Source organism: Streptococcus sp. 1343, from assembly GCF_013277355.1.
Classification (GTDB): domain Bacteria; phylum Bacillota; class Bacilli; order Lactobacillales; family Streptococcaceae; genus Streptococcus; species Streptococcus pseudopneumoniae.
Genome location: NZ_VMMT01000010.1, coordinates 1 through 13,192, shown reverse-complemented (window position 1 = coordinate 13,192; position 13,192 = coordinate 1). Strand labels below are relative to the sequence as shown.

Genomic DNA, 13,192 nt, shown 5'->3' with positions numbered 1-13,192 from the left:
AAATAATCTGTAGACGTTTATGATATTTGGCATACGATGAATCTCTTAGGAGTTTTTCAATGTTTTGTGTTTCTTCGTTTGTAAGTTTCATAACTACTATTATAAGATGTTTTTTGATTTTAGTCCAGTATTATTCTAAAAGACCCGACTACTGTTTCTAAAGAAGTCAAACGAAATAAACAAATTAGAGACTCTACCTCTAACAACCTTCCTTGCCCTCTACTCGACAAAGCTCCCTTTGTCTGTAACGGCTGCCCTAAAAGAAGACAAAACTGTGGCTATAAGAAGATTTTCTACCTCGCTAAGCAAGCTCAAAAACAGTACGAACAAACTCTTGTTGAAGCTCGTGAAGGAACTCCCCTCAATTCCAAGACCTTCTGGGACATGGACAAAGTCATTTCTGATGGTGTTAAAAAGGGACAACACATCTATCATATTCTCAAAACTCATAGCCTTGATGGCAGCTCCTCAACCGTCTATTGACACATCCGAAAAGGATACCTATCTATCGCTCCTATTGACCTAGTCAGAGCCGTTAAATTCAAAGAAAGACGGAAAAGTAAGCTACCTTCCATCCCTAAAGAAGCTAAAAAAGGCCGTTCCTATGAGGATTTCCAAAACTATTTAGCCCTTAATCAACTAGACTCTTGGCTGGAAATGGATACAGTTATGGGCAGAATGGGAGGTAAACTCCTACTCACCTTCAACTTGTCTTTCTGTAACTTTATCTTCGCTAGACTGCTGGATAATAAAACTGCCCTTGAGGTTACCAAACACCTCTATGACATCAAGAACACTCTTCACCAAGCTGACAAAGATTTCTTCCAACTCTTTCCTGTCATCCTGACAGATAATGGTGGAGAGTTTGCAAGGGTTGATGACATCGAAATGGATGTGCGAGGAGAGAGTAAACTCTTCTTTTGTGACCCTAATCGCTCTGACCAGAAAGGGAGAATTGAGAAAAATCACACGCTGATTCGAGACATTCTACCTAAGGGAACTTCTTTTGACAATTTAACTCAAGAGGACATCAATCTCGTTTGTTCGCATGTCAACAGTGTCAAACGCGCTGCTTTGAATGGAAAGTCAGCCTATGAACTCTTTGCATTTACCTATGGAGAAGAGATTCCTAAGCTTCTAGGCATTTCTAAAATATCTGCAGAAGACGTCTGTCAGTCTTCTAAATTACTCCAACATACGTTCTAAAAACTAATCTTCAACCCCATTCAAACGTCTCACACTAAGTTCCACCATAGTGGAACTTAATCTGAAACGCTTTCAGATGAGGGGATTTTGTGCGCTCTTTTTTTCTATTTCTTTCAGCTATAAAAGCAATGAAATCAAGCATTAGTAAAACCAGTGGAACTTACCCTGACACGGATTTCCACTGGTTTTTAGGATTTTTATCAGACTAACTTCCACTTGGATTAGCAGTGGAACTTAGTTTGGGAATTTACCCGATGGAAAAAAGAAGGAAAATCAAATAGAGAAATTGCTTCTCTACTTGGAAAAGCTCCTCAAACTATCCATACTGAAATCAAGCGTGGGACAGTCCGACAATGTCTTGGAAAAGGGTGCTTCAAAGAGGTTTATTCTGGCGACTATGCTCAACAGTCTTATGAACACAATCGCAAGCGCTCGGTCAAGAAATCAAGCTTGACTAAGGAACTAAAGGAAAAGATTCTCCACTATCATAACCAAAAATTTTCTCCCGACATGATGGTCAAGGATAAGGGCGTTAACGTGGGAATTTCAACCATTTACTATTGGATTCATCGTGGAAAATTGGGGTTAAGCAAGCAGGATCTGCTTTACCCTAGAAAAGGAAAAGCTCTTAAGAAACAGGCTAGCACCAACTTTAAACATGCTGGTCAATCTATCGAATCATAATTCGCTCATTTTTTTAAAAATACATAGACGTAAAAGAAAGAGGGTTAAGTGATGAAGAAGAGTGCTATTGGGAGTAATTGGAAGGATGTCCATCTGAGCTCTTTAGCAAGGAGGAAATCCTTGAAAGTGATATGCGAGTGGCTATCATGAGTGAGTTGATTGAAGCCAGGCATGAGCAAGGAATCAGTCAGAAAAAGCTAGAAGAACTTAGTGGAGTAAGCCAGCCTGTCATAGCTAGGATGGAAACAGGCAAGACTAGTCCTCAGTTGGACACAGTCTTAAAAGTCCTAGCCAGTTTAGGAAAGACACTAGTAGTCGTCCCACTCGAACAGGAAAAGAGTTGATTAGAGTAGACTCATACTCAATGAAAATCAAAGAGCAAACTAGGAAACTAGCCGTAGGCTGTACTTGAGTACGGCAAGGAGACGTTGACGCGGTTTGAAGAGATTTTCGAAGAGTATTATAGTCTTTTCTAATAACAAGCCATAGTCACTTATAAGAATTACTAATAAAGCGTTTGAAGAGCATAACTGAAATAAAGCTATAAAACACGCTATACAAAGGATTTGAGGCATTTGTCTCAGGTCTTTTTCTTTTGTTTAAAACAGATATATAGTTTCAAACTATATCAAAGCCTAATTTTTTACAATTATACAGATGATTTCTTTTCTGTTAAGATAGTTTCAACAACAAATTTTGGAGGACACATCATGTCAACTACAATCATCGGTTTCCCTCGTTTGGGTGAATTCCGCGAATTAAAATTTACAACTGAAAAATACTTTAGAAAAGAAATCTCAGAGGAAGAACTTTTAGCAGCAGCAAAAGACTTGCGTGCTAAACACTGGAACATTGTCAAAGAAAAAGGCATCACTGAAATCCCATCAAATGACTTTTCTCACTATGACAACTTCCTAGATGCAGCTTTCCTTTTCAACGTAGTACCTGCATCCGTTCAAAACTTGAACTTGTCTGACCTTGAGCGCTACTTCGCTTTGGGTCGTGGTTACCAAGGAGAAAAAGGGGACGTTCGCGCCCTTCCAATGAAGAAATGGTTCAACACCAACTACCACTACATCGTTCCTAAATTTGAAAAAGACACTCAAGTAAAATTGGCTGGTCACAAAATCTTTGATGAGTTCCAAGAAGCTAAAGAACTTGGTCTCAACACTCGTCCTGTCCTTGTAGGTCCATTCACTTTCCTTCAATTGTCAGACTTTGAAGAAGGTGTGGAAGCAGAAGACTTCGTAGACAGCTTAGTTGCTGCTTACCAAGAAGTTTTTGCAAAATTGGCTGAACTTGGTGCAACTCGCATCCAATTGGATGAAGCTGCTCTTGTAAAAGACTTGACAGCTGAAGAAAAAGCTCTCTTCTTGAATCTCTACAACAAACTCTTGGCTGACAAAAAAGGTCTTGAAGTTTTGCTTCAAACTTACTTCGGTGATGTTCGTGACGTCTACGCTGACCTTGTAAACTTGCCAGTAGATGCTATCGGTCTTGATTTCGTTGAAGGTAAGAAAACTCTTGAATTGGTTAAAGGTGGTTTCCCATCTGATAAGACTCTTTATGCAGGTATTGTCAATGGTAAAAACATCTGGCGCAACAACTACGAAAAGAGCTTGGCTGTTCTTGAGCAAATCCCAGCTGAAAACATTGTCTTGACAAGCTCATGCTCACTTCTTCATGTGCCATTTACAACTGCTAATGAAGAATTTGAACCAGCAATCTTGAACCACTTTGCCTTTGCGGTTGAAAAATTAGATGAGATCCGTGATTTGGATGCTATCCGCAATGGTCAAGGTGAAGAAGCACTTGCAGCTAACAAAGAACTCTTTGCGACTGAACGTGTGGGTGAAAATGCTGAACTCCGTGCGCGCATCGCTGGTTTGACAGACGCAGACTACACTCGTTTGCCAGCATTTGCAGAACGTGAAGCTATCCAAGAAGAAGCTTTCAAACTTCCAGCTCTTCCAACAACAACTATCGGTTCATTCCCTCAAACTAAAGAAGTTCGTGCTAAACGTTTGGCTTACCGTAAAGGTGAATTGTCTCAAGAAGAGTACGATGCTTTCCTTGCTGAAACGATCGATGAATGGATCAAATGGCAAGAAGATATTGACTTTGATGTCCTTGTTCACGGTGAATTTGAGCGTAATGACATGGTTGAGTACTTCGGTCAAAACTTGTCAGGTTACCTCTTCTCTAAAAATGGTTGGGTACAATCATACGGTATGCGTGGGGTGAAACCACCAATCATCTGGGGTGATGTCACTCGTCTTAACCCTATCACTGTTAAATGGTCTAGCTATGCACAAAGCCGTACAAACAAACCTGTTAAAGGTATGTTGACTGGACCTGTTACCATCCTCAACTGGTCATTCCCACGTGAAGACATCTCTATCAAGGATTCTACTCTTCAAATCGCTCTTGCTATCAAGGATGAAGTACTTGACCTTGAAGCTGCTGGCGTGAAGATCATCCAAATCGACGAGGCTGCTCTTCGTGAGAAATTGCCACTCCGTCGTAGCGACTGGTACGAAGACTACCTTGACTGGGCAATTCCTGCCTTCCGCTTGGTACACTCAACAGTAGCGTCAGATACACAAATCCACACTCACATGTGTTACTCAGAATTTACAGATATCATCCCAGCTATCGACAACATGGATGCAGACGTTATCTCATTTGAAGCTAGCCGTTCAAACCTTGAAATCTTGGACGAACTCAAAGCGAAAAACTTCCAAACAGAAGTGGGACCTGGGGTTTACGATATCCACTCACCTCGTGTGCCAAATGAAGGCGAAATCGACAATACAATCGAAGCTATCCTTGCTAAAGTGCCAAGCAAGAAAGTTTGGATCAACCCAGACTGTGGTTTGAAAACACGTGGTATTCCAGAAACAAAAGAAAGCTTGATCCGCCTTGTTGAAGCAGCGAAAGCTGCGCGTGAGAAATTGTAAGATTAGATTTCTCAAGAAGCGCTGTTTGGTCAATCTGCCTGTTTCACTTGGATTCTAGGAATCCAGCTAACGAAAAAAATTAACTAGAAAAGGATAATGACTATGTCACGCCAAACACCGTCACTCTCATTTGAAGTGTTCCCTCCCAACCCAGCCGTGGGTAATGGTAACATTATTTCAGCCTTGCAGGATATGCAGGAGTTGGCTCCCCATTTTATCAGTGTAACTGCCAGCAATAATAAATTTAATATCAAGGAAACGACGGTTCGTTTGGCTGATTTTATCCAAAATGACTTGGCGATTCCGACCATTGCTCACTTGCCAGCCATCTATTTGACTAAGGACAAGGTTGCTGAAACCATTGCAGACTTGGACAAGGTTGGGGTGCAGAAAATCTTGGCTCTTCGTGGGGATATTATTCCAGATGTGGAACCACAAAAGGATTTTCGCTACGCAACGGACTTGATTGAGTTCATCAAGGAACAAGCCCCTCACTTTGATATTGTTGGCGCTTGCTATCCAGAAGGCCATCCAGATTCACCAAATCAGATTTCAGATATTCAAAATCTTAAGAAGAAAGTAGATGCAGGTTGTTCGAGCCTCGTAACTCAGCTTTTCTTTGACAATGAGCGTTTCTATGATTTTCAAGACAAGTGCATCTTGGCTGGGATTGATGTTCCCATTCATGCAGGAATTATGCCAATTCTGAATCGAAATCAGGCTCTCCGCCTCTTGAAGACTTGTGAGAATATCCATCTTCCACGCAAATTTAAAGCCATCTTAGACAAGTATGAGCATGACCCTGAGTCGCTCAGAGCAGCAGGACTTGCCTATGCAGTGGACCAAATCGTGGACTTGGTAACTCAGGATGTGGCTGGTGTGCATCTTTACACCATGAACAATGCTGAAACAGCAAAATACATTCATCAAGCAACACATGCTTTGTTTAATCACCAGTCTCTAGGATAATAAAAAGCAAACCATTCTTCTCAGTTGAGGGGAATGGTTCCTTTTTAATGGTAAAGGCCGCACTTTTTAAGAAAAATATGATAAAATAGACTCTGTACGTACTTGATACAAAGATGAGGGTGTTAAATAATAGAATGCATTCTAACTGTAAGGTTTACCGACACGAGCGAGTCAAATCGATATTATTTGACGAGAGAGTTAGTAAAGCATTTAATTGCCTACAACTCTGTGGAAAAAGATAAATCTGCCTAGGAGCGGTCGCTCCGTCGTTCGATTTCCTATTTTCCTTTGAGTTGCTTAACGGCTTAGTATCTTGAGTAATTGCACACGGGCTAAATCCCTAGTGAAAAAGATAGATTTCCTGGTGCGCATCGCACACTGCGTCAATCTCCTATTTTCATACGGGATTCTTCACGCCCTTAGTATCTTGATCTTTGTAGGCAAGGCGTATAATTTCATCAATCCAAAGGGGATTAAAATGACAAAACAAGTGTTTCAAACGACTTTTGCGGGTCGTGAGTTAATTGTAGAGACTGGTCAGGTTGCTAAGCAAGCAAATGGCGCAGTTGTCGTGCGTTACGGTGAGTCAACTGTCTTGACTGCTGCCGTTATGTCTAAGAAAATGGCAACTGGGGATTTCTTCCCTCTTCAAGTCAACTACGAAGAAAAAATGTATGCAGCTGGGAAGTTTCCTGGTGGCTTTATGAAACGTGAAGGACGTCCTTCAACGGATGCGACCTTGACAGCGCGTTTGATTGACCGTCCGATTCGTCCTATGTTTGCGGAAGGTTTCCGTAATGAAGTCCAAGTGATTAACACCGTGCTTTCTTATGATGAAAATGCATCTGCACCAATGGCTGCTATGTTTGGTTCATCCTTGGCACTGTCTATTTCAGATATTCCATTTGACGGCCCAATCGCTGGGGTGCAAGTGGGCTATGTAGATGGTCAAATCATTATCAACCCAAGTCAAGAACAAGCAGAGCAATCTCTTCTTGAATTGACAGTAGCTGGAACCAAGCACGCTATCAACATGGTAGAGTCTGGTGCCAAAGAATTGTCAGAAGAAATCATGTTGGAAGCGCTTCTTAAAGGGCACGAAGCTGTCAAAGAATTGATTGCCTTCCAAGAAGAAATCGTTGCTGCTGTCGGTAAAGAAAAAGCAGAAGTGGAATTGCTTCACGTGGCTGCTGAATTGCAGGCAGAAATCATCTCAGCTTACAACAGTGACCTCCAAAAAGCGGTTCAAGTAGAAGAAAAATTGGCTCGTGAAGCTGCTACTCAAGCAGTTAAAGACCAAGTGACTGCTGTTTATGAAGAAAAATATGCAGACCACGAAGAATTTGACCGTATCATGCGTGATGTGGCTGAAATCTTGGAACAAATGGAACACGCAGAAGTGCGACGTTTAATTACAGAAGACAAGGTGCGTCCTGATGGTCGTAAGGTCGATGAAATCCGTCCTTTGGATGCGGTTGTTGACTTCCTTCCTCGTGTGCACGGCTCCGGTCTCTTCACTCGTGGACAAACTCAGGCTCTTTCAGTCTTGACCTTGGCTCCGATGGGAGAAACTCAAATCATTGATGGTTTGGATCCAGAGTACAAGAAACGCTTTATGCACCACTATAACTTTCCACAATACTCTGTAGGGGAAACTGGTCGTTACGGTGCGCCAGGTCGTCGTGAAATCGGTCACGGTGCTCTCGGTGAACGTGCCCTTGCTCAAGTCTTGCCAAGTTTGGAAGAATTCCCCTACGCTATCCGTCTGGTAGCTGAGGTCTTGGAATCAAATGGTTCTTCATCTCAAGCCTCTATCTGTGCGGGTACTCTTGCCCTTATGGCTGGTGGTGTGCCAATCAAGGCGCCAGTAGCAGGGATTGCCATGGGACTTATCTCAGATGGAAATAACTACACAGTCTTGACAGATATCCAAGGTTTGGAAGATCACTTTGGAGACATGGACTTCAAGGTTGCCGGAACTCGTGACGGGATTACAGCCCTTCAAATGGATATTAAGATTCAAGGGATTACTGCAGAAATCTTGACGGAGGCCCTTGCTCAAGCCAAGAAAGCGCGTTTTGAAATCCTTGATGTCATTGAAGCAACCATTCCAGAAGTTCGTCCAGAATTGGCTCCAACTGCTCCGAAAATTGATACCATTAAGATTGATGTGGACAAGATTAAGATTGTCATCGGTAAGGGTGGAGAAACCATCGACAAGATTATCGCTGAAACAGGCGTTAAGATTGACATCGACGAAGAAGGTAACGTATCTATCTACTCTAGCGACCAAGATGCCATCAATCGTGCTAAAGAAATTATTGCTGGTTTGGTTCGTGAAGCTAAGGTGGACGAAGTTTACCTTGCTAAAGTCGTTCGTATCGAGAAATTTGGTGCCTTTGTTAACCTCTTTGATAAGACAGATGCTCTTGTTCATATCTCGGAGATGGCTTGGACTCGTACCAATCGTGTAGAGGATTTGGTAGAAATCGGGGATGAAGTTGATGTTAAGGTTATCAAGATTGATGAAAAAGGCCGTATCGATGCCTCTATGAAGGCTCTTCTACCTCGTCCGCCAAAACCTGAGCATGATGAAAAAGGTGAAAAGTCTGAGCGCCCTCACCGCCCACGTCATCACAAGGATCACAAACCTAAGAAAGAATTTACAGAAATACCAAAAGATTCAGAGTAAGAAAAGGAGAAATGTATGGGGTGGTGGCGCGAAACCATTGATATCGTAAAAGAAAATGATCCAGCGGCCCGCACCACTTTGGAGGTTTTGCTGACTTATCCAGGTGTCAAGGCCTTGGCGGCCCACCGTCTCTCGCATTTTCTCTGGAAGTACGACTTCAAACTCCTGGCTCGTATGCACAGTCAGTTCTGGCGCTTTTGGACTCAGATTGAGATTCATCCAGGTGCCCAGATTGATTCAGGTGTCTTTATCGACCACGGTTCAGGCTTGGTGATTGGAGAAACAGCGATCGTTGAAAAAGGCGTTCTTCTTTATCACGGGGTGACTCTTGGTGGAACTGGTAAGGATGTTGGAAAACGCCATCCGACCGTTCGAAAGGGAGCTCTCATATCGGCTCATGCCCAAGTCATCGGACCAGTGGAAATCGGTGAAAATGCCAAGGTTGGTGCAGCAGCAGTTGTCGTGGCAGATGTACCTAGTGATGTGACGGTTGTCGGTATTCCGGCTAAGATTGTCCGCCTTCATGGTAAGAAGGATGAGCCTGTCATTCACGAAGTCGAAGAAAAACGAGAGTATTATGTTAATAAACTCGAGCAGGCTAAAGAAGCCAGTCATAGATCGTCTGGTTTGTAGAGGATACCTATATGATTCAAGCAAGAAACAAGTTAAGCCAAGAGGAGCTATCTGAGGCGAAAAAAGTAATTAACTGTTGCCAAAACTATGACGGTACCTATCGCGATCCCTATCTCTCTAACATGCTTAATTTTGACCTAAACATGCCCGCCTTTTTCCTTTATTATGAAAAAGGCGAACTTGTTGGTTTATTAACTGTTTATGCAGATGATCAAGATGTGGAAGTGACGATACTGGTTCATCCAGATCATCGCCGTCAGGGAATTGCGCGTGCTTTGTTTACGAGTTTTGAGAAAGAAACGGCTTCTTTCCCTATTCGTTCAGTTACTTTTCAGACAGAGCGTGTTTTTCTAGACCGTTATCCTGATTTTGTCAGCAACTGGGGATTGGTCGAGGATGAAGAGACAGAAACTTGGTTAGGTAAGGATAGAAAACCTTATCCGTTAGGAAATGTTTCCAATCTTTCCAATCTTGAAGTTTTGTTAGCAGATAGTTCGTATCAGGATCAAATTAGTCAGTTAAAATTTCAGGCATTTTCAGAGGAACATGAATCTAGAGAAGTTGTGGATAGATATGTCGCTGAAGCTCTGAAGGATCCAGAAAGTCGCTTATATATTTTGTTAAAAGACGGTGAGGTCATTGGGACTTGCACGGTTGATTTATCGAGCGATACGAATTACTTCTACGGTTTAGCAATATTGGAACCTGAACGTGGGAAAGGCTATGGAAGCTACTTAGCAAAATCCCTCGTCAACCAACTAATTGAGCAAAATGACAAGGAATTTCAGATTGCAGTGGAAGATAGCAATGTAGGTGCCAAACGTTTGTATGAAAAAATTGGCTTTGTCAAACAGACTCAGGTGGTTTATCTGAATGAGAAAGGAGCAAGGGATTCCGAAGTGTAGAGATATTCGGACTGAAATTCAATTGAACTCTTAGTGATGAAACTAAGTGTTCTTTGATTTTGGTTTTCCTGACTATTATTTTATGATTAAAATCTACGACACCATGTCTCGTGATTTGCGAGAATTTGTCCCAATCGAGGACGGCAAAGTCAAGATGTATGTTTGTGGACCAACCGTCTACAACTATATCCACGTGGGGAATGCCCGTTCAACGGTGACTTTTGATACCATTCGTCGCTATTTTGAGTACCGTGGGTATAAGGTTGCCTATATTTCCAATTTTACAGATGTGGATGATAAGATAATCAACCGTGCCAAGGAAGAAGGCATCACGTCTCAGGAGGTTGCGGACAAGTACATCGCTGCCTTTCGTGAGGATGTGACGGCCTTGGGCGTGAAACCTGCGACTCGCCATCCGCGTGTAGTGGAGTTTATGGCAGACATCATCCGTTTTGTGGAAGACTTGATTGAGAAAGGCTTTGCCTATGAGAGTCAAGGGGATGTCTATTTCCGTGTAGAAAAATCTCACAATTACGCCAAATTGGCTAATAAAACCTTGGAAGATTTGGAGCTAGGTGCTTCAGGTCGTACCGATGAAGAAACGGCTCGTAAGGAAAATCCTGTAGATTTTGCCCTATGGAAATCTGCCAAGCCAGGCGAGATTTCTTGGGATAGTCCTTGGGGTCCTGGTCGTCCGGGCTGGCATATTGAGTGTTCGGTCATGTCAACAGAGATTTTAGGTGATACTATTGATATCCACGGTGGCGGAGCCGATCTCGAGTTTCCACACCATACTAATGAAATTGCCCAGTCTGAAGCCAAAACAGGCAAGACCTTTGCCAACTACTGGATGCATAATGGCTTTGTCAACATCGATAATGTCAAGATGTCTAAGTCCTTGGGTAACTTTATCACCGTGCATGATGCTCTTAAAACCATTGATGGCCAAGTGCTTCGTTTCTTCTTTGCGACTCAACACTACCGTAAGCCAATCAACTTCACAGAAAAAGCAGTGTGTGATGCAGAGACTAATCTCAAGTATCTGAAGAATACTTACGAACAACCATTTACTGGAATTGTAGATGCTCAAGAGTTGCAAGCTTTTAAAGATAAGTTTGTAGCAGCTATGGATGAGGATTTCAACTCTGCCAACGGTATCACAGTTGTTTTTGAAATGGCCAAATGGATTAACTCAGGTAATTATGATGCAGCTGTCAAGCAAGCTCTTGCAGATATGTTAGAAATTTTTGGAATTGTCTTTGTTGAGGAAGCTTTGGATGCAGAGATTGAAGACTTGATTCAAAAACGCCAAGAGGCGCGTGCCAATCGTGACTTTGCGACAGCAGACCAAATCCGTGATCAATTGGCTGCTCAGGGAATTAAGCTCCTTGACACCAAGGATGGAGTGAGGTGGACACGTGATTGATGTCAATCTCATTAATGGGATTGCGCTAGCCTTTGAAGGAGATGCGGTTTATTCCATGTATATTCGTCGTCACCTCATCCTCAAAGGCATGACCAAACCCAATAAACTCCATCAAGAAGCGACCAAGTATGTGTCGGCCAAAGCTCAGGCTCGCCTGATTTCCCTCATGTTAGAGGAGCAAGTCCTAACGGAAAGAGAAAAAGAAATCTACAAACGTGGCCGCAATACCAATAGCCACACAAAGGCTAAAAATGCCGATGTGGTGACTTACCGCATGTCCACAGGTTTTGAAGCTGTGATGGGCTATCTCCATATGACTGAAAATCTGGAACGTCTTGAGAGCTTGATTTGGTGGTGCATCCAAAAAGTGGAGGGCTAGGACATGATGACAAAAGAACTACAAGACTGGTTTCCTGAGGCTCAGATTTCAGACCAACCAGTAGAGAAAGAGGGCTATCTCACTCTCCCTTTAGCTTCTCAGCAGTGGATTTTGCTGGAGAAAGCTGGGCTCAGTGAGCGTGAAAAGCAGTTGATTTCCCTTTTGACCCAGCAGGAGCAGGCTCGTTCGCTCAATCCTTGGTATTCCTATCTGATTGAGGGGAAGGGTCAGGCACCGCAAACTTTTAAAAAGATTCAGTTGGTGTATTGCCATCTTTCCTATTTTCAGCAGGAAAATCTGGCTTCTTGGCTAGATATGATGCGGACTCTTTTTCCGAATTGTCAGACGGTGCTTCAGGTCGGAGCTCAGGATTATGTTTTCGTGCTGCAACAAGATAAGTACACCTCTGTACGTTCAATCTTATCTGATACGATTGAAGCGGTTGAGTATGACTTTGGACTTCGTCTCTCTATCATGTTAGGCCAGGTTTGGTCTCAGGCAAGACATCAAGCCCTATCAGACTTGATTAAAGCAGAGAGAGATTTGTTTAAGACTTGGTGGCGTCAGGGTCACCAAGGTGTTCATACTTTTTCACAGCTCTATCTTTGGAGTATGGGAGAAAGGCTCGTGGACTTGAAGCCAATCAAGGAATGTCTACACCAGATGATTTTGGACCAGGATCAGATTCAGGAAATCATTCTCTCCCTTTGGGAAAATAGTGCTGTCCTAACAAAAACAGCCCAGCAACTCTATCTGCACCGCAATTCTCTCCAATACAAAATTGATAAATGGGAAGAATTGACAGGGCTTCAGTTGAAAGAGTTGACCGACTTGACCTTGTGTTATCAATTGATTTTAGGTTCTTTGTCAACTATAGTTGGTTTGTAAAGAAGTTAATATTTGGAGAAGAGGATTGCCATCTTCTCCATTTTTATGTGCAGAGTTATAGTGGATTGAGGCTGTCAATCGAAAGTGATGATGTCCCAAAAAAATGGTGAGATTGAGGGCAATTATTTTGATTTCATCAGGGATTGCATGTTTTGGTTTTCGATTTCTGTTTCCGTGTCTGAAGGCTTCTTTTCCTTTCTGTTGATAGGCTAGTAGCAGACGATTGATTTGTCTTTCAGAAAGATTCAGTTCGACACAGGCTCGATTCTTTGTTTTCTTTCCTTGGTCTATAGCTTTTATCACAAGATATTTTTTCGTTTCATTCATATTCAGTTGGATACTTTTCATACGACTATTTTATCAAATGGGACATTTTCACGTTCGATTTACTAAAGACATTATCACATTCGAATTACAAAACAGAAAAAATAAAATGTTTTTCCTTGCAAA

General features: G+C 42.4%; 9 protein-coding genes and 3 pseudogenes. 11 read left to right on the top strand and 1 reads right to left on the bottom strand.

Going from position 1 to position 13,192, the window contains the following annotated elements:
• Positions 1-129 precede the first annotated feature (129 nt).
• From HT709_RS01510 to HT709_RS01460, 11 genes and pseudogenes are all read left to right on the top strand, one after another.
• Positions 130-1,206, top strand: a pseudogene (locus tag HT709_RS01510) (IS30 family transposase).
• Positions 1,207-1,458: 252 nt separating this feature from the next.
• A pseudogene (locus HT709_RS01505) lies at positions 1,459-1,884 on the top strand (helix-turn-helix domain-containing protein); the annotation flags it as partial.
• Between the two features lie 83 nt (positions 1,885-1,967).
• Complete coding sequence (locus tag HT709_RS01500) at positions 1,968-2,234, top strand: helix-turn-helix transcriptional regulator (protein ID WP_138700517.1); 267 nt, start codon at positions 1,968-1,970, stop codon at positions 2,232-2,234.
• Between the two features lie 366 nt (positions 2,235-2,600).
• Positions 2,601-4,850: a 5-methyltetrahydropteroyltriglutamate--homocysteine S-methyltransferase gene (gene metE, locus HT709_RS01495; RefSeq protein WP_023941135.1), complete on the top strand. Its 2,250-nt coding sequence runs from the start codon at positions 2,601-2,603 to the stop codon at positions 4,848-4,850.
• Positions 4,851-4,952: 102 nt separating this feature from the next.
• Positions 4,953-5,819 (top strand): methylenetetrahydrofolate reductase [NAD(P)H], encoded by an 867-nt coding sequence (gene metF, locus HT709_RS01490; RefSeq protein ID WP_138700519.1) that lies wholly within the window; start codon positions 4,953-4,955, stop codon positions 5,817-5,819.
• Between the two features lie 478 nt (positions 5,820-6,297).
• Positions 6,298-8,511, top strand: a complete 2,214-nt coding sequence (gene pnp / locus HT709_RS01485; protein WP_138699635.1) for a polyribonucleotide nucleotidyltransferase — start codon at positions 6,298-6,300, stop codon at positions 8,509-8,511.
• A 15-nt stretch (positions 8,512-8,526) separates the two neighbouring features.
• Positions 8,527-9,144, top strand: a complete 618-nt coding sequence (cysE, locus tag HT709_RS01480; protein WP_023933244.1) for a serine O-acetyltransferase — start codon at positions 8,527-8,529, stop codon at positions 9,142-9,144.
• An 11-nt stretch (positions 9,145-9,155) separates the two neighbouring features.
• Positions 9,156-10,049: a GNAT family N-acetyltransferase gene (locus HT709_RS01475; protein ID WP_138699636.1), complete on the top strand. Its 894-nt coding sequence runs from the start codon at positions 9,156-9,158 to the stop codon at positions 10,047-10,049.
• Between the two features lie 82 nt (positions 10,050-10,131).
• Positions 10,132-11,475 (top strand): cysteine--tRNA ligase, encoded by a 1,344-nt coding sequence (gene cysS, locus HT709_RS01470; protein WP_138699637.1) that lies wholly within the window; start codon positions 10,132-10,134, stop codon positions 11,473-11,475.
• Positions 11,468-11,854 carry a Mini-ribonuclease 3 gene (locus tag HT709_RS01465; RefSeq protein ID WP_000567930.1) on the top strand — a complete coding sequence of 129 codons (387 nt, stop codon included), beginning with the start codon at positions 11,468-11,470 and terminating at the stop codon, positions 11,852-11,854. Before cysS ends, HT709_RS01465 begins: the two co-directional genes overlap by 8 nt.
• A gap of 3 nt (positions 11,855-11,857) precedes the next feature.
• Positions 11,858-12,742 carry a PucR family transcriptional regulator gene (locus HT709_RS01460; RefSeq protein ID WP_000988345.1) on the top strand — a complete coding sequence of 295 codons (885 nt, stop codon included), beginning with the start codon at positions 11,858-11,860 and terminating at the stop codon, positions 12,740-12,742.
• A 141-nt stretch (positions 12,743-12,883) separates the two neighbouring features.
• On the opposite strand, the pseudogene HT709_RS01455 reads toward HT709_RS01460, so the two are convergent.
• Positions 12,884-13,069 (bottom strand): annotated as a pseudogene (locus tag HT709_RS01455) (helix-turn-helix domain-containing protein); the annotation flags it as partial.
• Positions 13,070-13,192 lie beyond the last annotated feature (123 nt).